Genomic DNA, 22,892 nt, shown 5'->3' with positions numbered 1-22,892 from the left:
TCTCGTTCGCAACGCCAGGGCAGCAGGGGGCAAATTCAAACAGGGGTCAAGCACGCACGCAAGGTGGTGACTGTTGCGCGCTGTGAAGGGACGGCGTGCGCCGGCGCGAACAACCCACAGCGTGCAGGTCGCGTCTGGAAGATATGACGGGGTGGTGAGCGCCCCCGATCTGAGAGGCTTCGTCTGTGCCCACCACCAGTACCGAGAGCGCGCCGCTGCCGCCCGCTTCGCCCGCCGACGCCCCGAGCGACCCGCCGGCCTGGCGGGTGCTGCTCGACTACGTCCGCCCGCACCGGGGCGCCCTGTTGGCGGGCGCGCTGCTCTCACTGGTCACCAGCGCCACCGGCCTCGCGCTGCCCCTGGTCGCCAGGGGCCTGATCGAGAACCTGTCGGACGACGGCCCGATCGGCGCCGCGCTGCTGCTGATGAGCCTGCTCGTGCTCGCCAACGCGGGGGTGGGCGCGCTGGGTTCCTATGTGCTGCAGCGCACCGCCGAGTCGGTCGTGCTGACGGCCCGCCGCTCGCTGATCGGCTTCCTGGTGCGGCTGCGGGTCTCGGCGGTGGACGGCACCGAGCCGGGCGACCTGCTCTCCCGCGCCACCTCGGACACCACGCTGCTGCGCGCCATGACCACCAACTCGCTGGTCGGGCTCGGCACCGGCGGCCTGACGCTGGTGGCCACGCTGATGATGATGTGCTTCGTCGACCTGGTGCTGCTCGGCGTCACCCTCACGGTGATCGCGCTGGCCGCCGTCGTCATTGGGCTGATCGTGCCGCTGATCAACCGGGCGAGCAAGCGGGCCCAGGAGTCGGTGGGGCAGATGGGCGCGGCACTCGAGCGGGTGCTCGGCGCGCTGCGCACGGTCAAGGCCTCGGGCGCCGAGGGGCGCGAGGAGGAGGCGGTGCGCCGGGCGGCCGAGGCGTCCTGGCGGGAGAGCGTGCGGGCCGCCAAGTGGTCGGCGCTGGCCGGGAACACGGCGGGGCTCTCCATGCAGATCGCGTTCATCACGGTGCTGGCGGTGGGCGGCGCCCGGGTGGCCACGGACGCCATCTCGGTGGGCACCCTGGTGGCGTTCCTGCTCTACGTCTTCTATCTGATGGCGCCGATCCAGGAGGTCGTGCAGGCGGTCACGCAGTACCAGGTGGGCGCGGCGGCGATCAGCCGGATCCAGGAGGTGGCCGCGCTGCCGTCCGAGTCGGCGCCGCGCGGCGCGGTGCGGTCGGTGCCGGCGGGCGCGCCGCCGGCCTCCGTCACCTTCGAGGGCGTGCGCTTCCGTTACGGGCCCGAGCTGCCGGAGATCCACCACGGCGTCGACTTCGTCGTACCGCCACGCGGCCTGACGGCGTTCGTCGGCCCGTCGGGCGCCGGCAAGACGACCGTCTTCTCGCTGATCGAGCGCTTCTACGACCCCACCGACGGCCGGGTGCTGGTGGACGGCGTGGCCGTGACCGAGTGGGACCTGGCCGAACTGCGGGCCGCCATCGGCTACGTGGAGCAGGACGCGCCGGTGCTCTCCGGCACGCTGCGGGAGAACCTGCTCTTCGGGGCGCCCGACAGCGGGGAGGACGCGCTGCGGGAGGCCGTGCGGACCACCCGGCTCGACGGCCTGGTGGCCCGGCTGCCGGACGGCCTCGACACGGTCGTCGGGCACCGCGGCACCAAGCTGTCGGGCGGCGAGCGGCAGCGGGTGGCGATAGCCCGCGCGCTGCTGCGCCGGCCGCGGCTGCTGCTGCTCGACGAGGCCACCTCCCAGCTGGACGCGGTGAACGAGGCGGCGCTGCGGGACACGGTGGCCGAGGTGGCGCGGGACACCACGGTGCTGGTCGTGGCGCACCGGCTGTCCACGGTGACCTCGGCCGACCGGATCGTGGTGATGGACGCGGGCCGGGTGCAGGCGATCGGCACCCACCGCGAACTGGTCACCGAAAGCCCGCTGTACGCGGAGCTGGCGGCCACCCAGTTCCTGGCCACGGCGGAGCTCGGCTGAGTTACGGCCGGGCAACCGTGGGTGCCGCTCCGGCCGTTCGCGCCCACGCGGCGGAGCCGCCCGGTGTCGCGGCCCCGCGCCCCCCGCGGGGCCCGGACACCGCACCGGGACTTGCCAAGGCTGCGCTGCCAAGGCCCCGGCTTGGCCGATTCGCGGCTCTTGCCACGTCCATATCCTTGAAGACATGCGCATTGGCACGCTGGCACACGCGGCGGGGGTGACCGCCAAGACCATCCGGTTCTACGAGCGGGCCGGGTTACTCCCGGAACCGCCGCGCACCCCCTCCGGTTACCGGGACTACCCGCCGGAGAGCGCCGACCGGCTGGTCTTCATCCGGGGCGCGCAGGCGGCCGGGCTCAGCCTGGCCGAGATCCGCGACGTCCTGACGATCCGCGACAGCGGCCAACCGCCCAACGGCGCGGTGGCAGACCTGATCGCCGCCCAGCTCCGTCAGGTCGAGGCCCGCCTGGCCGAGCTCACCCACGCCCGCAACGCGCTGCGCGAGCTGACGGGCTGCGGGTGAGCCGACCGGCGGGCCTCGTCCGTGCGTCCGCGGCTAGGGTGCCGGGGTGGTGACGGTGAAGGGCGTGCCGTCGCCGAGGTGCAGGATGCCCTTGCCTGGGGTGGGCTGTTCGGCGGCCGCGCTGCGCGGCAGCCTGGCGCCGATGAGTTCACCGACCCGGTGGGTGCTCGGCGAGAGCAGCACCCCGCGCCTGGCCTTCTTGACGTCGACCTGCCAGCCGGAGAAGCCGCTGCCGAGGTCGGCCTCGTCGCCGCCGAGGATCAGGTAACGGCCCAGCTCCGACCCCTGGTTGAGGATGGTCTTGAGCTCGTCGCCGGCGTCGCAGCGGCGCAGGTCCTCGCCGTCGTCCATCACGAAGACGATCGGGTCGGCGAGCGAGGACGTGCTCATGGCCTCCCGCACCTCCTTGTTGGTGAGGTTGTCGCCGGTGAACACCTGCAGCACCCCCTCCTGGCCGGAGAGCTCGCGCAGCGGCGAGGGCCGGGGCGCGGCGATGACCAGCCGGATGCCGCGCTTGAGGTAGGACCTGGCGAGCATCATCAGCACCGTGGAGCGCCCCGACTTGGCCGGGCCGCCGACGATGAACGCCGGGGTGCCCTGGCCGAGGTCGGGGCCGTAGCCCATGAGTTCGTCGCCGCCGACGCCGACCAGGCCCCAGAGCCGGGACTCGGATGCCTCCGGGTCGCGCATCTCCCAGGCGTCCTCGAAGGTGAGCCGGCTGGGCAGCACGTCGACCCGCAGCGGCCGCTTGGCGCGCGGCACGTCCTTGTCCCGCTCGTGGGCCCAGGCGCCGATGGACTCGAGGGCAGCGGCCTGCGCCTGTCCCGTCAGCTCGTCGGCGAGCACCGCGACCTGGATCTGGGTGGCGGCCTGGTTGCGGATCATGCGGCCGTCGGGGATGTTCTCCGGCACCTTGCGGGCGCTGAGCCCGATGCCGCTGTAGTCGCCCCGGTCGGGGAGCCGCAGCGCGTACCGGTCCTCGGTGAGGGTGGCGATCCGGCCGGAGAGCACGCTGCGGTCGCCGGCGATGATCAGGTGGATGCCGACGCTCGCGCCCTCCCGCATCATCGTGAACAGCTCGTCGGTGAGGGCGCCGTGGTCGATCTCGCCCAGGGTGTTGCCCCAGCCCTCCCAGCGGTCGAGCAGCACCACGATGTGCGGGAGCCGGTTCTCGGGCGCGGCGGTGGCGCGCTGCTCGCTGATGTCGGCGAGCGCGTCCCTGGCCAGCATCTCCTGGCGGCGGTCGAGCTCCTGCCGCAGCCGGCGCAGCAGCCGGCGGACCCGCTCGACCTGGGTGCGGCTGACCACGGCGCCGCAGTTGGGCAGCTTGGTCAGGGCGTTGAGCGCGCCGTTGCCGCAGTCGATGCCGTAGATGTGCACGTCGGCGGCGGAGTGGACCCAGGCGAGCGAGCCGGCGATGGTGCGCAGCAGCTGGGAGCGGCCGCTGCGGGGCTGGCCACCGACCAGCATGTGGCTGAAGGTCTTGAAGTCGACGGCCAGCGGTCGCCTGGCCTGCTGCTCGGGCAGGTCCTCGACGCCGTACGGGGCGGCGCGCAGCGTGCCGGCCGGGACGGGGTGTTCGAGCTCGGCGAGCAGCACCTTGTCGGGCAGCGCGGGCAGCCAGGGGCTGTGCTGCTTGGGGAAGCCGAGCTGGTGGTCGGCCTCGATGACGGCGTCGACCAGCACCTTGAGGTCGGTGATCTCCTCTTCCTCGGACTTCTGGCCCGGCGGGCGGCGCAGCGCGGCGCGGCCCAGGTCGTGCCAGTCGAGGCGGCCGAGCCAGGGCCGGGAGACGGCCGGGTCGACGGCGCCGGGGCGGCGGCCACCGACGCGTCCCGACTGGAACGGCACGAGCGAGGCGTGGCCGAGGCGGACGTAGGCGCGTCCCGGCGTGGACTTGGCGATGAAGCCGGCGTCGGGCGCGTCGATGACGTCCGTCGACTCGCTGCCGTCGGTGACGCGCAGCGCGATGCGGAGGTTGGTGTTGGCGCGGATCTCGGGCGAGACGACGCCGCTTGGCCGCTGGGTGGCGAGCAGCAGGTGGATGCCGAGCGAGCGACCGCGCTGGGCGATGTTGACCAGGCCCTTCACGAAGTCCGGCAGTTCGCGGACCATCGAGGCGAACTCGTCAATGACGATGAGGAGTCGGGGCAGCGGGGACAGGCTCCCCGGGTTGCGGCGCATGAGGTCCTGGTAGTCCTCGATGTCCTTGGCGCCGACCCCGGCCAGGATGTGCTCGCGGCGGGTGAGCTCCGCGCCGAGCGAGGCCAGGGCGCGCTCGACCAGGTAGTTGTCGAGGTCGGTGACCATGCCGACGGTGTGTGGCAGTTGGACGCAGTCCTTGAACGCGGAGCCGCCCTTGTAGTCGACCAGCACGAAGGTCATGTTGTCCGGGGTGTTGGCCACCGCGAGCGAGGCGACGATGGTCTGCAGCAGCTCGGACTTGCCGGATCCGGTGGTGCCGGCGATCAGGCCGTGCGGGCCGTCGCGGCGCAGGTCGATCGCGAACGCGCCGTCGTAGGACTCGCCGATGACGGCCTCGGTGGACTGGCCGCCGAGCCGCCAGCGGGCCGCGATGGCGCCCGCGGTGGGCGGCTCCATCTCGATGACGTCGAGCAGCCGGCTGGCGGAGGGCAGCGCCGCGTCCTCCGACTCGCCGCTGATGTCGCGGATCGGGGCCAGCGAGCGGGACAGGAGCTCGCACCACTCGGGCAGCACCCAGTCGGGGCGGACGCCCCTGATCCGCCAGGCGCCGGCCTGTTCGACCCGCAGCCGGTCGGCGACCCGGGTGAGGGTGGAGCCGCCGGGCTGGTCGACGCCGGGGGCGCCGGGCTGGCCACCCATCGCGGGCGCGGCGAGGAAGGTGTGGAAGCCGGTGGCGTAGCCGGCCTGGCGCGGGCTGGCGCTGGTGGCCTTGTTCGGGTCGGGCTCGGCGACCACGACGGCCTGGCACTCGCCGGGCAGGAACCGCTCCTCGTCGTCCAGGCAGATGGCGAACATGGACGCCGCTGGCCCCTCGGTGAGCAGCCGGATGACGCCGGGCAGCGAGCGCATCCGCCGCGAGCCGTCGAAGACGACGACGATGTCGGGGTCCTTGAACGTGGTCTGGCCCTTGCTGCGGGCGTCCTTGCGGGCCTTCTGGCGGGCGTCGAGGAGGGCGGTCAGCTCGGCGATGCGGGCGCCGATGGTCTCGGCGTCGGTGCCGACCAGCACGTTGGTGTTCTGCTCGGGCAGCGGGCGGGCGTGCGGCAGCCAGCGCACCCAGTTCCAGCTGTGCTGTCCCGAGCCGTCGGTGAGCACGAACAGTTGGACGTCGACGTGGCTGTGCAGGACGGCGAGCTGACCGACCGCCCAGCGGGCGAGGGCGCGTGCGGTGTCGCCCTGTCCGGCGAAGCCGATGACGCCGAGGGTGCGCAGCGGCAGGGTGATGGGCGCGTCGGCGATCTTCCACAGCACCTGGCGCTTGTGCTCGTCCTGTTCGGGGTCGTTGAGCATGACCTCGGAGTCGAGCTCGGCGGTGCCGACGCGCAGCAGCAGGTGGTCGTTGTCGGTGCGGCGGCGCTCCCAGAGGCGGGTGCGGGGCCCGGTGGCCTGGGCGAGGACGGTGGCGGGATCGGGCGCGGCGTGCCGGCGGGCGAAGCGCTCGGCGATCAGCGCGGTCCTGGCGTCGGCCTCGATCCTGGCCTTGCGCTCGGTGTACTCGGCGACCTTCTGGGCGTGCGTGATGCGGCCGCGCTTCTTGTCCATGAAGTAGTTGGACAGCAGCATGATGGGGCTGAGGAACGCCATCATGAGGAACATCCAACGGTCGAACAGGTAGGCCATGGCGACGGCGCCGACGAGCGGCAGCAGGGCCATCAGCCAGGGCATGGGCCGGCGTTCCCGCTCGCCCGGCGGCCGGGGCAGGGTGAACTTGGTCTCCCGCTCGGGCGGCAGCAGCCGAGGCGGCCGGTTGTAGTCGAGCCCGACGCCGTCCTCGGAGACCTTGAGCGCGGCGTCCGGCGGGAAGTACGGGGTGAGTTCGAACAGTGAGTCACCGATGGCCAGCTGCTTGCCGAGCTTCCAGTCGGCGCGGTCGCCCTCGGTGTGCGTGAAGGGCTCGCCGTCGATCAGGGGCTGGGACTCGGTGTAGACGGTGACCTTGGCCGTGCCGTCGGCCGCGACGCGCAGCGTGAAGGCGCGTTCGGGCAGGGTCGGGTCCTGGACGCGGACGTGCACGTTCTGCCCGTTGCCGACCTCGATCTTGCCGTGGCCGAGGCGGTGCACGGCGCCGGCCGCCGGGCCGCCGACGACCCGCAGCTCGACGACGCCGGCCGGCTCGCCCGGCCAGCAGCCGTTGGCGTTGTGCAGGCTGACCACGCTGCCCTCGCGCAGCGGCGACTGGGCGAGGGTGAGCGAGGGATCGAGGTACTGGCCGCCCACGAAGAGGTGCACGGGTTCGCCGCCATAGCCGCCGGATCCCACGACCTGGGCGAACTCCGGTGCCAGATCGGCGAGCTGGGTCTCGGCAGCCGCGTCGATCACGGCGTCCGCGGCGTGTCCTCCCACCGGGTCGACGACGGTAAGCGTCAGACGCACGGCGCTCCTCCCCTTTGCCCTACGTTGCCTGCATGTCCGTAGTGGACATGCCCATAATTGCATCCCTCCGGTCGACGGGATTCGGGCGTGCGCCACTGCAACCGCCACGGCCCGCCCTGCGTCCAGGCTGGTGACCGTGGCGCACGGGAGACGGCCCCTTGACCGGGGGTGTCGGCTCGTGCCTTACGGACGTAGGCTGCCAGGAGCGTGGCCGCACCGGAAGCCGGGGCGCCACGCCAGACATAAGCAATCCAGCGGGGGGACGGGCCTCCGCGCATCGAGGAGGGGGTCTTCGTGGCCGACCTGGATATCACATACGAGGACATGCGGCTTGCCAGCCAGCGCCTCAAGACCGAGTACACGAACATGGACGCGAAGCTCGACGAGCTGCGCACCTACATCGAGGGCCTGATCGAGGACGGCTACTCGGCGCGTTCCGGCCGGGCGTTCGGCGAGTCGTTCACCGAGTTCACCACCGGTGCGCGGCAGATGCTCGAGGGCCTGGACGGCATGGGCGACTTCCTGAACACCGCTGCCGACGCCCTGGAGGACACCGACACCTCCCTGGAGAGTGGCATCCGCGGCGGCTGACCTTCGTCACCGTTCGGGACCGGGCGGTGTCGCGGCGCTGGGTGTGCGCCGGGGCACCGCCCCTCGCTTTTCTTCCGCCCACTTGTCGGTCCTCCGCACAGAATTTCCCCAATGTCCTCGTGATTTGACGGTCCGCCTTCGACTGGACAGACTGTCCAAAGTTAGTCAGATCTTCTAACTTCCGCTGGGGGCGCGATGCCGCACTACCTCGACGAACGGTCAGGGCGGACGTACGCCATCACCCCCGACCGGTGGCGCGGCGACGACGGGGCCCCGCTGACCGTCACCCCCCTGCCCGGCCTCGGTCCCGCCGACGTCGACACCGCGGAGCGCTCGCTGTGGCGCTACCGCCGGGCCCTGCCGGTCGCGCCGCGACCCGTCTCGCTCGGCGAGGGGCGCACCCCGCTGGTCGCCGGGGAGTGGGGCGGGGCCGACGTCCGCTTCAAGCTGGAGTGGTTCGCGCCCACCGGCAGCTTCAAGGACCGCGGCGTCAGCGTGCTGGTCTCCCATCTGGCCGCCTCGGGCGTCACCGAGGTCGTCGAGGACAGCTCGGGCAACGGCGGCGCCTCGGTCGCCGCCTACTGCGCCGCCGCCGGCATCCGCGCCCGCATCCTGGTCCCCGCCGGCACCTCCCCCGCCAAGATCCTGCAGAGCCGCGCCTACGGCGCCGAGGTCGAGGAGGTCCCCGGCGACCGCGACGCCACCGCCGCCGAGGCGCTGCGGCGCGCCGCCGACACCCCTTACGCCAGCCACAACTGGCACCCGCTCTTCCTCCAGGGCACCAAGACCATCGCCTACGAGCTGTGGGAGGACCTGGGCTTCACCGCCCCCGACGCCGTCGTGACCGTGGCCGGCGCCGGCAGCCTGGTGCTCGGCTGCGACCTGGGCTTCGGCGAGCTGCTCGCCGCCGGCCACATCGCCCGCCGCCCCCGGCTGCTGGTCGCCCAGCCGGCCAACTGCGCGCCGCTGCACGCCGCGTACCAGGGCCTCGCCCCGGCGGCCTTCGCCCCCACCATCGCCGAGGGCGCCGCCATCCGGGACCCCGTGCGGGCCCTTGAGGTGCTGGCCGCGATCCGCCGCTCCGCGGGCGACACGGTCGCCGTCCCCGAACCCGACATCGCCGCCGCGGTGCGCGGGCTCGCCGCCGCCGGCCTCTACGCCGAGCCCACCAGCGCCACCGCCGCCGCGGCCGTCGACGCCTTCCGCGCCCGGGGCGCGATCCGGCCCGGCGAGACGACCGTGATCATCCTCACCGGCAGCGGCCTCAAGGCGCCCCACCTGATGAGCCACCTCCTCGCCCCCGGGAGCGCCGCGTGACCGCACCGCTGCCCGAGGACGAACTGCTGCTGCGCGAGGCCGAGAAGATCGTGACCGCCATCGGCCGGATGTTCCCCGGCCTGTGCGAGGTGGTGCTGCACGACCTCCGCGACCCCCGGCACGCCGTCCGCGCCATCGAGAGCGGCCTCTCGGGACGCGCCGTCGGCGACCCCGCCACCGAGATCGGCCTGGCCCGCGTCCAGGACCCCGACTACCCCGACGTCCTGCAGAACTACCCCAACCGCTTCCCCGACGGCCGCCCCGCCAAGAGCACCTCCATCGGCATCCGGAACAGCACCGGCCACTACGTCGCCGCCATCTGCCTCAACCTGGACGTCTCCGTCCTCGGCGCCGCGGCCGACGCGCTGACGGCGCTGGCGCGCACCGACGACCGGGACCGGCCGCCGACCGAGACCCTGCGCGCCCGCACCCTCGACGAGCTCCGCGCCGCCGCCCAGGAGTTCGCCACCGCACGGGGCAGCGCGAGCCCGCGCGGGCTGCGCGCCGCCGACAAGCGGGAACTCGTCCGCGAGCTCGGCGACCGGGGCCTCCTCCAGGTCAAACACGCCGTCCCCACCCTGAGCGAGGTCCTCGGCGTCTCGCGGGCCACCGTCTACAACCACCTCCGGTAGGCGAGACGACCGCTTATGCGGGTGCGGCTTCCGACGATGGCCGCGGCCGGGTCCCCGGCCGTTTCCTTGAGGCATGTCGATCACCACCGCCGCCCCCGCCGCGACCGCGCCGGTCGCCGTTGTCACCGCCGTCCTGACCCTGCTCGCGGCCGGCGCCATGGCGGGCCTCTTCTTCGGCTTCTCGGTGGCCGTGATGCCCGGGCTCGACTCGCTCGACCCCGAGGCGGCGGCCGAGGCCATGCGCCGCGTCAATGAGCGGATACTCAACCCGCTCTTCCTGTCCGCCTTCACCGCCGTGCCGCTGACCGCCGGCGCCACCGGCGGACTGCTGCTGTGGCTCGGCCACCGGGCCGCCGGCTGGGCGTTCCTGCTCGCCGCCGTCGTCTACCTGCTCGGCACCTTCCTGCCGACCGCCGCCGTCAACGTGCCGCTGAACGACGCCCTCGCCGCCGGCGGCTCCTGGGCCGACTACAGCCCACGCTGGACCCCCTGGAACACCACCCGCGCCGCCTTCGCCACTCTCACCCTCCTCCTCTCCGCCGGCGGCCTCTGCGTGTGGTCACGCGGAGCGTGACCCTTGCCGGGGGCGTGGCCGCGCCGCCGGCACCGCGGCAGGACGATCGCGGCTCGACCGCACGGCCGCGGCCACGCTTCGCGCGAGCAGGCCGCCGGACCGCTGGCGCGAAGCGCGGGCCCTGGCGGGCCGCTGGCGTGGAGAGCCCGCCCTGCCTGGCCGACCGGTCGGGCGGTCGGGCGGTCGGGCGATGACGTGGGGCGCCTTCACCTGGCACTCCGCGCCGGGCCGGCGGCGCGGCGTCCGCAACCGCGCGGGCGGGTATGGTGGCCGACACCCCCGCGCGCCGCACGCGTCGAGTGGCTGACGGCAGACACCCGGCCGGCCCTCTGCCGCGCCCCCGGTCGCCCGCCGAGCCGGCGCGCCGTGGCCTACGGCGGCGCGCGCCGACTTCGCGGCGTCAATCGTGGCTTTGCCGCGCGGCGAATGTCGCGTCCAGCGCGGCCAACTCCGACTCGAAGCGGGCGCGGGCCGCCGCCTTGTCGGTCGGGGGGAGCCACGCGGCGTCGATGGAGTGGAGGGCCATCTCCCGCAGACGGGCCCGCGGCACGCCGATGGTCTCGGCGGCGATCCGGTACTCGTCGGCGAGGCTGGTCGGGAACATCCCCGGGTCGTCCGAGGCCAGGATCACGTTGAGGCCCGCGTCCACCATCGCGGCGATCGACGCCCGGCGCCAGGGCCGCCAGGAGCGGCGCGAGGTGGTGGAGATGACGGTGAACGGCACGCCCTCGTCCCGGCAGCGCGCCACCACCGCGTCGTCCTCCAGCACGTAGTAGCCGTGGTCGATCCGGTCGCAGCCCAGCAGGTCGAGGCAGGTCACGGTGTTCACCGCGACCGGCGCGTGCTCCGAGGCGTGCGCCGTGCGCCGCAGCCCGGCCTCGCCGGCCAGCCGGTACGCCTCCGCGAACCGCTCGGGCGGGCCCGCGGTCTCGAGGTTGACCAGGCCGATCCCCGCCAGGTACTCGTGTTCCCTGGCCACCGCGCGCCGGACGTAGTCGAGCGCCCACCCGGCGTCCCTGCTGCGATCGATCGAGCCGATCAGCCGGCCCGTCATCCCGAAGTCGCGCTCCGCGAGCCGGATGCCCTCCGCACACGCCTCCACCATGCCGTGGAAGCCCAGGCCGGCCAACCGCGGCGGCACGTCGTCGATGTGCAGCTCCAGGTGCCGGACGGCGCCCCGGTGCGCGTCCTCGAACGCCTCGTACGTGATCCGGGTGAAGTCGTCCGCGTCCCGCAGCGCCTCCTCGACCCAACCGCTCGCCCGGAACAGCGAGTAGGAGACCTCCGGCTCGTCCGGCGCCCGCCCCCGCGGCACCGGGATCCGGGTGTTCCGGTACAACTCCGGGTCCGGTGGCAGCGAGTTGATGTCCCGCCAGATGGCCTTGGGATCGTCGGGCAGGTCGAGACCGGCCCGGCGGGCGAGTTCGGCGAAGGTCGAGGCCCGCGTGGTACCGATCAAATGAACGTGCAGGTCCGCCTTGGGCATCCGCGCCAGATACTCAAGGTCGGCGTCGTTCGGTGTCTCAGACATGGCTCACTTACGCGATGGCATGCCCGGGCCGGCGAGGGCGGCGCCGCGTCGCCGGCCCGGGCGTCTGTGGGTGGGGGGAGGGAACGGGCCCGGCTCAGCCGCCGGAGACCTCGCGGGCGAACCGCTCCACCCACTCGGTGCGGTTGTCCACCAACTGCTGCGGGTCGAGCGTCTGGTACCCGGCCGCGACGGGGTCGGTGGCCGCCTCGCCCATCAGCTCGGCGAACGTCTCGGACGGCGCCACGTCCGGGTTCACCGGCAGGTCCGACTCCACGCTCGCCTGCTGCCCCTCGACCGACAGCATGTAGTCGATGAAGGCGTACGCGCCCTCGGTGTTCGGCGCGCCGTCCGGGATCATCAGCCGGTTCGTCGCCATGTAGCGGCCCTCGGCCGGCGGCACCCAGTTCACCGGCTCGCCGGCCGCGATCAGCGGCGGCACGAAGGCGCTGATCGTCGGCACGGCCGCGATCTCGCCCTGGGAGATCAGGTTGGTGACCTCGGTGGTCGAGCTGTAGAACTGCAGGACGTCCGGCGCCCAGTCGCCCATCGTGCCGAACGCGGTGTCCATGTCGTAGGGACCGTCGCCGAACTGCTCGCCGATGCCGGAGGCCGTCAACTGCCCGGCGGTCGCCGAGATGTCCGGCAGCGCGACCCTGCCGGCCAGCGCCGGGTCGCCGAACGTGCCCCAGTCCGCGGCCTCCTCGGCGCTCAGCTCGTCCGTCCGGTAGAGGACGCCGTTGAGCTGGTAGGTGTAGGCCGGGCCGGCGTAGGCGTCGTCGACCGCGAACTCCGCGATGGCGTCCAGGTTCGGCACCTCCTCGGCGCCGAACTCCTGGAAGAGGCCCTGGTCCTGGCCGAGTGCCGCGAAGGTGTCGGAGATCAGCATCACGTCGATGCCCGGGTCGCCGGCCGCCAGTTGCAGCTGGGTGAGCCGGTCCGCGTTGCTGCCGCTCTCGATCTCCACCGTGGCGCCGGTGGCCTGCTCGAACGGCTCCACGATGTTGGCCTCGAAGTCCTCGACGCCGAAGGGGAAGGTGGACACCACGATGGTGGCGCCCTCCAGGCCGTCCCCGCCTCCGCCGCCGGAGCCGGCGCCGTCCGACGAGTCGGATCCGCAGGCGTTGAGGGTCAGCACGGTGGCGGCCACCCCGGCACCCACCGTGACCAGCCTGGGCAGTCGTCGTCTCGTCCGCTTCATGGGGGGTGTCACGGAGGTCGTCGTCATGGAGGTTGTGCTCCGTTCGTGCGGGTACTGGGGCTTCAGCCGGCGAGCGGCACCAGATGGTCGGGGCGCGCGGAGACCGTCACCCTGCCCCCCGGGTGCAGCGCGGCGCGGTCGTCCGGGGTGAGCGCGTCGCCCCGCAGCGAGGCGACCAGCGGCGTGGTGGCGCCCTCGGCCTCCTTCGCGTCGAGCGAGACGCGGACCTCGACCCCGCGATAGGCGATCGCCCGCACCGTCGCGGACACCGCGGTCTCCCCGCTCGCCGCGTCGCCGGTCGTGACGGTCAGCAGCTCGGGCCGCACCGTCACCAGGCCACGCCCGGGCAGGGTCAGGAAGTTCTCGTAGCCGAGGAACTCGGCCACGAACCGGTTGGCGGGCGCCGGGAACAACGCGTCGGGCGCGCCCTGCTGCATCACCCGGCCCGCGTTCATCACCACCATGTGGTCGGACATCTCGAGCGCCTCCTCCTGGTCATGGGTGACCAGGACGACGGTCAGGCCCGTCTCGGCCTGGATGCGGCGGATCTCGCCGCGCATCTGCACCCGCAGCCGGGCGTCGAGGTTGGACAGCGGCTCGTCGAGCAGCAGCAGCCGCGGCCGGATCGCGATGGCGCGGGCCAGCGCCACGCGCTGCTGCTGGCCGCCGGAGAGCGCCTTGGGCCTGCGGTCGGCGAGGTGGCCGAGGCCGACGAGCTCCAGCGCCTCCGCGACCCGGCGGTCGCGCTCGGGCCTCGCCACCTTCCGCAGCTTGAGCCCGTAGCCCACGTTGGCGGCGACCGTCATGTGCGGGAAGAGCGCGTAGGACTGGAAGACCATGCCGAGGCCGCGCTTCTCGGGCGGCGTCGCGGTGTGGTCCTCACCGCCGATCCTGATCGTCCCGGCCGACGGCTCCAGATAGCCGGCGAGCATCCGCAGCGACGTCGTCTTGCCGCAGCCGCTCGGCCCGAGCAGCGTGGTGAGGGCGCCCTCCCGGATGGCGAGGTCGAGCGAGTCGACGGCGGTGAAGTCGCCGAAGTGCCGGCTGACCCCCACGAACTCGGCAGCGGTGGTCATCGGTTTATGCCTCCGAAGATGCGGGCGAAGCCGAGGACGCGTTCGGCTACGAGGGCGAGCACGACGGTCCCGGCCAGCAGCAGCGTGGACATCGCCGCGATGATCGGCGTGTAGTTCTGCTGGACGTAGTCGAGCATCGTGACGGGCAGGGTGCGGAAGTCGCGGGACTGGAGCAGCAGCGAGATCGGCACGTTGTTGAAGGAGGTGACGAAGCTCAGCAGCGCGGCCGAGATGATGCCGGGCCGCAGCACCGGCAGCGTCACGGTGAAGAAGGTCCGCAGCGGCGAGGCGCCGAGGCCACGGGCCGCCTCCTCGAGGGCCGGGTCGGCGAGCACCAGCGAGGCGCCGGTGACCCGCACGGCGTAGGGCAGCAGCAGCGCGGTGTGGCCGATGAGCAGCGCCTGGAAGTTGTCCAACTCCATCTGGAGCATCAGCTGCTGGAAGAGGGCGAGGCCGACCACCAGCTCGGGCAGCACCAGCGGGGACAGGAAGAGGCCCTCGACCAGGGCCTTGCCAGGCAGCCGGCCGCGCATGATCGCCAACGTCGCCGGGATGCCCACGGCCAGCGCCAACACGGTGGAGACGGCCGCGAGTTGGAGGCTGGAGACGAGCGCGTCCGTGAACGGCCGGTAGCCGGTGGCCTCCTCGAACCAGCGCAGCGAGAAGCCCTCGGGCGGGAACCGCAGGGTCTCGCCGCCGGTGAACGCGGTGGCGACGACGAAGAGGATGGGGACGATCATCACCACGTAGCCGAGCACGGCGAGCGCCGCGGCGACGGGGCTCCTGCGCTTCACCTGATCTGCCCCTTCCGGCTCGCGAGGGTCGAGGCGACGTAGACCAGGAGCACGAGGACCGTCATCACGATCGCCGTGGCGGAGGCCGCCGCCCAGTCGAGGGTGACGCCCGAGTAGCTGAACAGCTGGGTGGAGAGCATCCGTTGCCGGGATCCGCCGAGCAGGTAGGGCGTGGTGTAGGCGGTGACGGCGCCGGCGAAGACGAGCGTGGCGGCCATCGCGATGCCCGGCATGGAGAGCGGGATCACCACGCTCCACATGGTCCTGGTCCGCCCGGCGCCGAGCCCGCGTGCCGCGTCGTCGAGGCCGGCGTCGACCTGGGCGACGGCCGAGTAGCAGGTGACGATGGCCAGCGGCAGGAAGAGCTGCACCAAGCCGAGGACGACGGCGAGTTCGGTGTACAGCAGCTGCGGCGCCTCGTCGGAGATGCCGAGACCGGTGATCACCCGCCCGACCACGCCGTTGCTGCCGAGCACCACGAGCCAGCCGTAGGTGCGCACCACGTTGCTCAGCAGCAGCGGGAAGATCGCCAGCGCGAGCAGCGGGCCGGCCCAGCGAGAGCGGGAGCGGGCCAGCAGGTAGGCGGTGGGGAAGCCGAGCAGCACGCAGATCGCGGTGACGACGAGGCCGACGCGGAGCGTCCGCCAGATGATCTCCAGGTCGTAGGGGTCACTGAGCATCTGGCCGAGCCGGTCGAGGACTTCGCCCGTCTCCACCCGGGGTGGCGAGAGCAGCATCACGAGGGAGGGCGCGACGACGCCTCCCACGAGCAGGGCCAGCCCGGGTAGCAGCAGCGCGAGCGCTATTCGGCGCGATCGGATCAAAGTGTGTCCTGGGTAGCTCTCTGTGTTGCTCTCTGTGTCCGCAACCGGTTGCGCAACCGGTTGCGGTGACAGTAGTTTGCTGAGCGGTGCCGCGTACAGGGGGCGTTATTAACTCTTTGTAAAAGTCCCCGAGCGCCCTTCACCCTGGGTAAGATCGCCCGCACACGATTGAGGAGTCCGGTGCCAACGCTCGACGACGTCGCCAGGGCCGCCGGCGTCTCCAAGTCCACGGCGTCCAGGGCGCTTTCCCGCCCGGCGCTGGTCGCGCCCGAGACCGTGCTGCGGGTGCGGCAGAGCGCCGAGCGGCTGGGCTTCGTCCCCAACCGGGCGGCCACCGCGCTGGCGCGCGGTCGCACCGGGATCGTCGCGGTGGTCGTCCCCACCCTGGAGAATGCGTTCTTCACCCCGATCATCGGCGGCGCCCAGCACCGCGCCGCCGAGTCGGGGCTCCAACTCACCGTCGTCGTCAACGCGTTGCGCGACGACGCGGACCTGGACTCGCTGACCCAGCTCTCCGCCCAGGTCGACGGCTTCCTGCTGACGGCACCGCTCGGCTCCGAGTCCCGCACGCTGGCCGCCTGCCAGCTCAAGCCGACGGTCCTCATCGACCGCGAGCTCGCCGGCGTCTCCTCCGTGATCGCGGACACGGCGACGGCGTTCGCCGCCGTCGCCCGCCACTTCATCCAGCGTGGTCACCAACGGATCGCCCTGGTGGGCGGCTCCAACCGCTCCTGGCAGAACGAGCAGCGGATAGCCGCCGTCCGGTCGGCCACGGCCGGCCTGGCCGAGCTGGCCATCTTCGACCCCATGCCGCCGACGTTCGCCGCCGGCACGGAGGTCGCCCCCGCGCTCGCCGAGTGCGGCGCGACGGCCGTCATCCCCTACGCCACGGCGCTCGGCCTCGGCATCGTCTTCGGCCTCGGCGCCCGCGGCGTCCCGGTCCCCGACGGCATGGCCATCACCATCGAGCGCCAGGTGGCCGAGGCGCTCGGCCTCACCGCCATGCCCACCATCGACGTGGACGGCGCGGATCTCGGCCGCACGGCGATGTCCGCCCTCCACGACCTGATGACCCGCGACACGGCGGAGACGGCGGCGCGGCTACGACTTTCGGTGCCGGTGGTCATTCCCCGCTGAAGCGGCTCCGGTCATCCCCCCGGCCATCCGCTCTCAGCCGGTGCGGTCGAGCGCGAGCATGCGCGCCAGGTCGCGCAGGCACTCCTCGAAGACGGGCTCCAGGTCGGAGTAGGCGAAGTCCAGTTGGATCGCCGCCTCTCTTCGCCCCACGATGGAGCACCGGATCCTGTCATACCCAGTTGCCATCCGTGTTCGCTGTTTGGTCATCATCGTCGGCTGCGACTTGAGGTCCCACGCCACACGGCACACACGGCTGACACCGAGACGCTTCCTCTCGCCTGAACGGAGGAAGCCGCCAAGCGTTCAGGAGCCGGCGAGCCACGCGTGGAGGCGGTTGCCGAGCGTGACGTCGTGCGGCAGCCGCGCCAGCTCCGGACCGTCCGCGTCCACGCCCTGCCGCTTGAGGATGTCGGCCAGGGCCGCCCAGTGGCCGCCCTCCGCCTGCTCCCGCGTCTCGTCTCCGAACGGCTCGTCGGGACCGACCACCATTCGGGCCGTGTCCTCGATGTCCTCGACCGTGGTCGACGCCCGGACGTTCTCCCCCGACGAGCCCCAACCGCGATCGTCGAGCAGTACCACGCTTCGGCCGTCCGCGAGGACGGCTTCGAGCCGCGCCGACACCGAGAGCTGCCGAGCGGTCGTGTCCGCCTCGTCCAGTTCGGCGTGCGTGACCAGGCGGGTCACGGCGGTCACAACGCGCCCCTGCGCACGGCGGAGACGAAGGCGGCCCAGCCGCGGGGGCTGTGGATCAGGGCCGGCCCGTGCGGAGCCTTGGAGTCCCGCACGGGTATGACGCCGGTCGGCGCGCACGTGCGGGAGAACTCGACGCACTGTCCGCCGTTGGCGTCGCTGTAGGAGGACCTGACCCACTCGACGGCGGCGAGGTCCATGTCGCTGCTCATGCCCGGAACTCCTTCAACAGACTGGTGATCATGGCCAGTGTCGCGTCAGGGGAGAGCGCGTTCGCCCTGAGCAGATCATAGTCATCCTGCGCCGCCGCGACCGTGCGCGCGGAGTCGTGCATCCGGCCGCCCACCCGGGTCTCGGTGTACAGCACGGTGGGCGAGTCCGGGAAGTGGAGCAGCGTGAAGGGTTTCGTGGAGGTAGCCGGTGCGCCGGCCGAGAAGGGCAGGATCTGGAGCCTGACGTGCGGGGACGCGGCTTCCTTCAGCAGGTACTCGAGTTGGCCGGCCATGACCTCGCGACCGCCAACCACCGTGCGCAGGCAGGACTCGTGCAGGACGGCCCACAGCAGCGGAGGGTCGTCCCGCTCGAACACCGCGCGGCGCCGGAGTCGCGTGGCGGCCTTGTCCTCGATCGTCTCGGCGTTCGCGCCGGAGTAGTAGGCGCGGAAGGTAGCCCGCGCGTAGTCCTCGGTCTGGAGGATGCCGACCACGAGGGTGGTCGAGAAGTCCAGTATCCGCGACGCCTTCTGCTCCAGGTTGAGGTACGGGGCGAACCAACTCGGGTGGTCGCCCTGGTCGATCCGGCGCAGGAGACCGATGAACAGGTTCCCGGTGCCGAAGGCGACATCGCACCCCTTCGCGAAGCGCTCGCTCGGCATCGGCAGCATCTTTCCCGACTCGACCCGGCTGACGTACGCCTCCGAGTACCCGGTCGCCCGGCCGAGGTGTTTCTGGGTGAGCCCGCGCGCGAGGCGAACCTGCCTGACGTCGCGCCCGAATCGCTGGAGCGGGTTCAAGGTGCCTGGCTCTGGTGTGTCCTCCATGACGATGACCTCCCGTCTCACGGGCGGGGCAGGAAGTCGCCGCAGCTGGCAGGCTTGCGCGCGGCTTGTTAAGCCCCGGATTCCACTCGCCACTGTGCCACCTTGGTGACCACCGCGACACACCCCGTGTTCGCCCAGGTTGACGCCCCTGTGCCACCGCGCCGTGCGGGCGAGTTGACGAAAGCGGGTTCGCATGACTGCCAGTGATCAAGCAATCGCCCAGGAGCCCGAATCCGCTCAGGATAAGGATGCCGAGCGTGAGCGCCTGGAGCTCCGGGAGAAGGTGCGGCGGGTCAACGCCGAGAGCGAATCGAACTTTCAGCTGAAGAGTGAGGGTTGGCGATGACCCGCGCGCGCTACCGGTTCCGGGACCGCGTCTTCGGGCCCGACGACTCCACCGACGCCGAGCCCGTCAGGCTGGCCATGCAGTGCCTCTCCTGCGGCCTGTTCAGCCGCAGGTCGGAGGAGCCCGAAGACGGCTCCGACTGGGCGGTGGCTCATCTGCGGGAGCACCCCGGCCACCTGGACTACCGGGCCCACGTCACCCGCCCGTACCGGTTCGTGCCGGGTGAGTGGGGATGACGAAATTCGGCCCAGGGGTGGCGGGCCGAAATGGGTAGCCTGAACAGCGAGGATCCTCGCTCTCTCTCCTGGCATTAGCCACGAACTCGACCGAATCCCTCAGTAGCGAAATGGGAAGATCGCAATGGAAAGACACTTCATTCCTCCGCCGGACCGCCGCCACGGCTTTGCGGACTGTTCGTCACCAAGGCCCTCAGAGTTGTTCAAACGCCCGCCGAGACCCATGTGAGGGCCCACAGTGCGATGAGGGTGCCCGGCTCCCACCCCCGGAGGGATGGGTCGGTGATGGTCGTGTACAAGTAGTGTGCCGGCTCAGCCAGTTCCTCCGCCGTCCACGCCATCGGCGGAGTCGAGTCCGTCACCGTGGTGCAACCGATGGGGCGGCCGTCCGCCTCCAGAACGAACATGGTGCCGTGCGGATTCTCGGCCTGCGCGCTCACCATCTCGACGTCGCTGCGCCAACTCGGCATCCCGCGTTGTTCCAGCCACTCGGAGCGGGCGAGCACGATGTTGGCGATAGGTGCGATGTCATCCGAACAGGCTGGACGAACGGAGAACTTCATCTGGCCTCCCTTGGGCATCGCACTTCACGATACGGCCGCCCAGTCGCCGCAGCCGTGACGAACTCAGCCCTCGGGCCAGGTGATCCAGGACTCGGGGATGTCGTCGTCGAGCCGGCGCACGTCCGCCGTCCGGAGCACCCCTTCGGCCACGAGGCGGCCGGCGGTGAGGCGGGCGATCTCGATGGCGCCGAGGGGGCTGAAGTGGGTGTTGTCCTGCTCGGTCGCCGTCCAGTTGAAGTACCGCTTGCTCTCCTCGACGCCGAGCTTCTGCCAGAGGTCCAGGGAGAGTTCCTGGATGTCGAGCAGCGGGACGCGCTCCCGTTCCGCCAACGCCCGCATCGCGGCCGGGTACTCGCCGTGGGTGGGGAGGGCGTTGCCCGAGGCGTCGAAGCGGCGGCGTTCCACCGAGGTGGCGAGGACGGGACGGGCTCCTCGCTCCCGGGCGCCGGCGATGTACTGGCGCAGGTGGTCCTGGTAGGTGGTCCAGGGCTCGGTGTAGCGCGCCGGGTCCTCGATCTTCTCGTCGTTGTGGGCGAACTGGACCAGGAGCAGGTCTCCCGGCCGGATCGACGCCAGGATGGTGGCCAGCCGGCCCTCGTCGATGAAGCTCTTGGAACTACGGCCGTTCATCGCGTGGTTGGCGACCGTCAGCGCGGGCCGCAGAAAGAAGGGGAGGGCCATGCCCCAGCCCGTCTCGGGCGCGGCGGCGGCGTACTTCTGGGCGGCGGTCGAGTCGCCGGCGATGTAGAGCGTGCGTGGCACCGGGCGGTTGTCCTCTCGGGCGTCGGCGAGAGCCGTGGGGGCCGCGACGAGGCCGAGCGGTAGGGCGGCCAGTGACGCGATCGCACTCCGGCGGGTGGTCCTGGTGGTCCTGATCACGAGAGCCCCTCTCCCGGGCGGTGGAGCAAGCGCTTGCAGGCTGGTGAAAACTCCGTTGACGGTAGGAGGGCGCCGGCGCCACGTCAATGCTTCTGACAGCCCGAGCGCCCTCGACAGAAAGGGTTTGCCGTCCTCGGGTGAAAGCTCAGATGTAGCTCTGGAGTTGGGCCGGCGGCGGGTCGGCGGCCGAGCAGGGGGAAGGAAGGGGACAGAACAGGGGGTTTCTGGCGTAGGGGGTGCGACGTGGGCGTCGTGGTCGTCGTGTTGGTGGGAAGCGTCGTGGCGAGTCTGGCGGGGCTCGTGGCGACGAGGGCCTGGGCCAGGCGGGAGCCGCCGGTGGCCAGGGGTGGTGCGGTGCGCAGCGCGTACGAACTGGCGTTTCTCGAGGGTGGGCCCGAGACGGTGGCCGACGCCGTGGTCCGGGTGATGCGGGAGAAGGAGCGGGTCAGGCTCGCCGGCGATTGGCTGCGGGTGCTGCACCCGGTGGCGGACGACGACCTGGAGCGGGAGTTGCTGGCGCAGTTCGGCACGGACTGGACGGCCTCCCTGGAAGACGTCCTGGCCGGGCTCGCGGCGTCCGACCCCGTGTGGGCGGTGAGCGACGAACTGGCCGAGCGCGGACTGCTGTTGGATCTCATGCGGTACGAGGCGTGGCGGCTCGCGGGCCGGGTCCACGACGTGGTGTGCCTGGTGGCGGCGCTCGGCATGGCCGGGGCGCTGCTGGTCGCCGACCTGGCGTGGTTCGTCGCCGTGCCGGGGACGTTCGCCGGCGCGGTCGCGCTGTTGCTGGTCGGCCGCTCGCTCGGCGGCAGCAGGCTGACGCCGGCCGGCCGGGACGCGGTGGTCAGGGCGCGGCGGAAGAAGCGGTTCCGGGTGGTCCGGCAGCCGGAGCGGCGGCGCGGTCACCGGCTGCGGACCGGCTCCGGGTACGGCTCCACCTACAGCGCCGGGGCCTGCGGCACCGCGTTCCACGCCGGCGACATCGGCGGCGGCGGTGGTTCGAGCTGCGGGGGCGGCGGGGGAGGCGGCTGCGGCGGCGGGAGCTAGCTAGCTCGGCTCGATCTGGCCGCCGGCCGCAAGGAGGGGTTCGAGGAGGCGGTCGAGGTCGGGCAGGGCCCGGCGCGCCACCGCGAAGTCGCGCCAGACGAGCCGGAAGGGGACGCGGGCGCCGAAGCCGCCGGCCAGGCAGTCGCGGAGGGCGTCGGAGTTGGCGCCGAAGTAGCCGGCCGGGCCGTTGATCGCCTCGCCGAGCGCGCAGTAGAAGGCGAGGGGGTCGGTGACGGCGTCGCCGGAGAGCTCGTAGGCGGTGCCGGCGGGCCGGTCGTCGGTCGGCGGCAGGCCCGGCGTCGAGGCGTGGACGCGGGCGGCCTCCAGCCAGCCGGCGCGGTGGTCGGGGCCGCCGGCGGCCCAGCCCCCAGGCGCGGGCGGGAAGCCGCGGCGCCACTCCTCCCAGACGGGGCCGGCCGCGGGGTTCGGGAAGCGGAAGAAGTAGCCGTTGAGGAGGACGTCGTACCTGCCGTCGACGGCCGGGTGTTGGGCGAGGACGGTCGGCCCGCCGACGTAGTAGGCGCCGATCACGCGGTCGGCCTGGTCGAGGATGGCGAGTTCCGCGTTCGGGAGTTCGCGGCGGCCCGTCACCTCGGGTGACACGGAGCAGCCGAGGAGTTGGAAGGGGCGCCAGCCGCCGGGCTCCTGCTCGCCCTCCCCCTCCTCGGGGGCGGTGAAGAAGCCGGCGAGCTCGCGCGCGTGGACCAGGGTCGGTCCTGCCTCCTCGTGGCGGAGAACGAAGGTCATGGGTTCAGCCTCGCATGCGGGGGGTGGTCAGCGGAGCCGGTTGGGCAGCACCCCGCCGTCCGGGAACCAGGGGGCGGGGAAGATGAACGGACTGCTGTAGTCGTGGTTGAGGACGAAGCCGAGGCGGCCGTCCGGGCGTTCCAGGATGCGGTGGTTGGTGCCGGGCACGTCCCACTCCAACGAGCCGCGCCACTGGTCGCGTTGGCGTGGCGGAACGTGGTCGGCGCGGTGGATGGTCTGGCGTCCGGTCGCCGGGTCGATGCGGGGGGTGCCCTGGCCCAGGCGGATGTTGTCGTACTCGCGGACGATGGAGCCCGGGATGTTGTGCCGGTCGGAGAGCCGGAGCGGCGGGTGCGCCGCGAGGCCGAGCGGGTCGCTCCAGGTGTGCGGGTTGTGGACATAGCCGTAGTGGTGCGGCGCCGGGGTGAGGCCCAGCGGGTCGGGGCTGGTGTAGCGGGCGGCGGCCGGGTCGTAGTGGCGGTGCAGGTTGTAGTGCCAGCCGGTCTCGTCGTCCGCGTACTGTCCGGGGAAGCGCAGCGGGGTGGCGGTGGTGGCGTCGGGGTGGGCGGCGTGACCCCACAG

At 72.4% G+C, this 22,892-nt stretch carries 22 protein-coding genes; 9 read left to right on the top strand and 13 right to left on the bottom strand.

Annotated features, from left to right (window positions below; translation table 11 throughout):
• Positions 1 to 215 precede the first annotated feature (215 nt).
• Positions 216 to 1,988, top strand: coding sequence for an ABC transporter ATP-binding protein (locus E1265_RS07430; protein WP_132929443.1), 1,773 nt, complete (start codon positions 216 to 218; stop codon positions 1,986 to 1,988).
• A gap of 184 nt (positions 1,989 to 2,172) precedes the next feature.
• Positions 2,173 to 2,511, top strand: a complete 339-nt coding sequence (locus E1265_RS07425) for a heavy metal-responsive transcriptional regulator (protein ID WP_132929423.1) — start codon at positions 2,173 to 2,175, stop codon at positions 2,509 to 2,511.
• Positions 2,512 to 2,544: 33 nt separating this feature from the next.
• Here E1265_RS07425 and E1265_RS07420 read toward each other — a convergent pair whose 3' ends face one another.
• Entirely contained in the window at positions 2,545 to 7,089 is a 4,545-nt protein-coding gene (locus E1265_RS07420) for an FtsK/SpoIIIE domain-containing protein (RefSeq protein ID WP_132929422.1), read from the bottom strand.
• A gap of 294 nt (positions 7,090 to 7,383) precedes the next feature.
• On the opposite strand from E1265_RS07420, the gene E1265_RS07415 reads away from it, so the two are divergent.
• From E1265_RS07415 to E1265_RS07400, 4 genes are all read left to right on the top strand, one after another.
• Complete coding sequence (locus tag E1265_RS07415) at positions 7,384 to 7,680, top strand: WXG100 family type VII secretion target (protein ID WP_243740595.1); 297 nt, start codon at positions 7,384 to 7,386, stop codon at positions 7,678 to 7,680.
• A gap of 195 nt (positions 7,681 to 7,875) precedes the next feature.
• Positions 7,876 to 8,997, top strand: a complete 1,122-nt coding sequence (locus tag E1265_RS07410; RefSeq protein WP_132929421.1) for a pyridoxal-phosphate dependent enzyme — start codon at positions 7,876 to 7,878, stop codon at positions 8,995 to 8,997.
• Positions 8,994 to 9,629 (top strand): PAS domain-containing protein, encoded by a 636-nt coding sequence (locus tag E1265_RS07405; protein WP_207930992.1) that lies wholly within the window; start codon positions 8,994 to 8,996, stop codon positions 9,627 to 9,629. Before E1265_RS07410 ends, E1265_RS07405 begins: the two co-directional genes overlap by 4 nt.
• 73 nt (positions 9,630 to 9,702) lie before the next feature.
• Positions 9,703 to 10,203 carry an anthrone oxygenase family protein gene (locus tag E1265_RS07400; protein ID WP_132929420.1) on the top strand — a complete coding sequence of 167 codons (501 nt, stop codon included), beginning with the start codon at positions 9,703 to 9,705 and terminating at the stop codon, positions 10,201 to 10,203.
• 400 nt (positions 10,204 to 10,603) lie between these two features.
• Here E1265_RS07400 and E1265_RS07395 read toward each other — a convergent pair whose 3' ends face one another.
• From E1265_RS07395 to E1265_RS07375, 5 genes are all read right to left on the bottom strand, one after another.
• Positions 10,604 to 11,734: a hypothetical protein gene (locus E1265_RS07395; RefSeq protein ID WP_207930991.1), complete on the bottom strand. Its 1,131-nt coding sequence runs from the start codon at positions 11,732 to 11,734 to the stop codon at positions 10,604 to 10,606.
• Between the two features lie 94 nt (positions 11,735 to 11,828).
• Entirely contained in the window at positions 11,829 to 12,959 is a 1,131-nt protein-coding gene (locus E1265_RS07390) for an extracellular solute-binding protein (protein ID WP_243740594.1), read from the bottom strand.
• Positions 12,960 to 12,994: 35 nt separating this feature from the next.
• Positions 12,995 to 14,008, bottom strand: coding sequence for an ABC transporter ATP-binding protein (locus tag E1265_RS07385; protein WP_132929419.1), 1,014 nt, complete (start codon positions 14,006 to 14,008; stop codon positions 12,995 to 12,997).
• Complete coding sequence (locus E1265_RS07380; protein ID WP_207930990.1) at positions 14,005 to 14,802, bottom strand: ABC transporter permease; 798 nt, start codon at positions 14,800 to 14,802, stop codon at positions 14,005 to 14,007. Before E1265_RS07380 ends, E1265_RS07385 begins: the two co-directional genes overlap by 4 nt.
• On the bottom strand, positions 14,799 to 15,626 hold the full coding sequence (locus E1265_RS07375; RefSeq protein WP_132929418.1) for an ABC transporter permease: 828 nt from the start codon (positions 15,624 to 15,626) through the stop codon (positions 14,799 to 14,801). The genes E1265_RS07380 and E1265_RS07375 overlap by 4 nt, the downstream gene beginning before the upstream one ends.
• A gap of 180 nt (positions 15,627 to 15,806) precedes the next feature.
• Here E1265_RS07375 and E1265_RS07370 point away from each other — a divergent pair, with 180 nt between their 5' ends.
• Positions 15,807 to 16,763 carry a LacI family DNA-binding transcriptional regulator gene (locus tag E1265_RS07370; protein WP_132929417.1) on the top strand — a complete coding sequence of 319 codons (957 nt, stop codon included), beginning with the start codon at positions 15,807 to 15,809 and terminating at the stop codon, positions 16,761 to 16,763.
• A 303-nt stretch (positions 16,764 to 17,066) separates the two neighbouring features.
• On the opposite strand, the gene E1265_RS07360 is transcribed toward E1265_RS07370, so the two are convergent.
• Genes E1265_RS07360 through E1265_RS07350 form a run of 3 tightly spaced genes read right to left on the bottom strand, consistent with a single transcriptional unit; the run spans position 17,067 to position 18,492 of the window.
• The gene (locus E1265_RS07360; protein WP_132929416.1) at positions 17,067 to 17,456 is read right to left on the bottom strand and encodes a hypothetical protein; all 390 of its coding nucleotides are present in this window, start codon (positions 17,454 to 17,456) and stop codon (positions 17,067 to 17,069) included.
• Positions 17,453 to 17,665: a DUF397 domain-containing protein gene (locus E1265_RS07355; protein ID WP_132929415.1), complete on the bottom strand. Its 213-nt coding sequence runs from the start codon at positions 17,663 to 17,665 to the stop codon at positions 17,453 to 17,455. The genes E1265_RS07360 and E1265_RS07355 overlap by 4 nt, the downstream gene beginning before the upstream one ends.
• Positions 17,662 to 18,492, bottom strand: a complete 831-nt coding sequence (locus tag E1265_RS07350; protein ID WP_132929414.1) for a helix-turn-helix transcriptional regulator — start codon at positions 18,490 to 18,492, stop codon at positions 17,662 to 17,664. The genes E1265_RS07355 and E1265_RS07350 overlap by 4 nt, the downstream gene beginning before the upstream one ends.
• Before the next feature lie 342 nt (positions 18,493 to 18,834).
• On the opposite strand from E1265_RS07350, the gene E1265_RS07345 reads away from it, so the two are divergent.
• On the top strand, positions 18,835 to 19,074 hold the full coding sequence (locus E1265_RS07345) for a hypothetical protein (RefSeq protein WP_132929413.1): 240 nt from the start codon (positions 18,835 to 18,837) through the stop codon (positions 19,072 to 19,074).
• Between the two features lie 203 nt (positions 19,075 to 19,277).
• Here E1265_RS07345 and E1265_RS07340 read toward each other — a convergent pair whose 3' ends face one another.
• Together E1265_RS07340 and E1265_RS07335 are read right to left on the bottom strand one after the other, a co-directional pair.
• Positions 19,278 to 19,637, bottom strand: coding sequence for a hypothetical protein (locus tag E1265_RS07340; RefSeq protein ID WP_132929412.1), 360 nt, complete (start codon positions 19,635 to 19,637; stop codon positions 19,278 to 19,280).
• A 63-nt stretch (positions 19,638 to 19,700) separates the two neighbouring features.
• Entirely contained in the window at positions 19,701 to 20,516 is an 816-nt protein-coding gene (locus E1265_RS07335; RefSeq protein ID WP_243740593.1) for a rhamnogalacturonan acetylesterase, read from the bottom strand.
• A gap of 243 nt (positions 20,517 to 20,759) precedes the next feature.
• Between E1265_RS07335 and E1265_RS07330 the strand changes: the two genes are divergently transcribed.
• Complete coding sequence (locus E1265_RS07330; RefSeq protein ID WP_132929411.1) at positions 20,760 to 21,563, top strand: TIGR04222 domain-containing membrane protein; 804 nt, start codon at positions 20,760 to 20,762, stop codon at positions 21,561 to 21,563.
• Here the strand turns inward: E1265_RS07330 and E1265_RS07325 are convergent, their stop codons facing one another.
• Together E1265_RS07325 and E1265_RS37895 are read right to left on the bottom strand one after the other, a co-directional pair.
• On the bottom strand, positions 21,564 to 22,310 hold the full coding sequence (locus E1265_RS07325; protein WP_132929410.1) for a barstar family protein: 747 nt from the start codon (positions 22,308 to 22,310) through the stop codon (positions 21,564 to 21,566).
• A 27-nt stretch (positions 22,311 to 22,337) separates the two neighbouring features.
• A partial coding sequence (locus tag E1265_RS37895; RefSeq protein WP_207930989.1) for an RHS repeat-associated core domain-containing protein occupies positions 22,338 to 22,892 on the bottom strand: 555 nt, incomplete at its 5' end.

It is taken from the genome of Streptomyces sp. 8K308, from assembly GCF_004348315.1.
GTDB lineage: Bacteria > Actinomycetota > Actinomycetes > Streptomycetales > Streptomycetaceae > Streptomyces.
The sequence above is the reverse complement of the archived record's forward strand: the minus strand, read 5'-3'. Positions and strand labels throughout refer to the sequence as shown.

Coding starts and splice junctions, on each gene's coding strand:
- E1265_RS07425 (WP_132929423.1), top strand. CDS start 2,173: ATGCGCATTGGCACGCTGGCACACGCGGCGGGGGTGACCGCCAAGACC.
- E1265_RS07410 (WP_132929421.1), top strand. CDS start 7,876: ATGCCGCACTACCTCGACGAACGGTCAGGGCGGACGTACGCCATCACC.
- E1265_RS07400 (WP_132929420.1), top strand. CDS start 9,703: ATGTCGATCACCACCGCCGCCCCCGCCGCGACCGCGCCGGTCGCCGTT.
- E1265_RS07395 (WP_207930991.1), bottom strand. CDS start 11,734: ATGTCTGAGACACCGAACGACGCCGACCTTGAGTATCTGGCGCGGATG.
- E1265_RS07390 (WP_243740594.1), bottom strand. CDS start 12,959: ATGACGACGACCTCCGTGACACCCCCCATGAAGCGGACGAGACGACGA.
- E1265_RS07385 (WP_132929419.1), bottom strand. CDS start 14,008: ATGACCACCGCTGCCGAGTTCGTGGGGGTCAGCCGGCACTTCGGCGAC.
- E1265_RS07355 (WP_132929415.1), bottom strand. CDS start 17,665: ATGAGCAGCGACATGGACCTCGCCGCCGTCGAGTGGGTCAGGTCCTCC.
- E1265_RS07350 (WP_132929414.1), bottom strand. CDS start 18,492: ATGGAGGACACACCAGAGCCAGGCACCTTGAACCCGCTCCAGCGATTC.
- E1265_RS07345 (WP_132929413.1), top strand. CDS start 18,835: ATGACCCGCGCGCGCTACCGGTTCCGGGACCGCGTCTTCGGGCCCGAC.
- E1265_RS07340 (WP_132929412.1), bottom strand. CDS start 19,637: ATGAAGTTCTCCGTTCGTCCAGCCTGTTCGGATGACATCGCACCTATC.
- E1265_RS07325 (WP_132929410.1), bottom strand. CDS start 22,310: ATGACCTTCGTTCTCCGCCACGAGGAGGCAGGACCGACCCTGGTCCAC.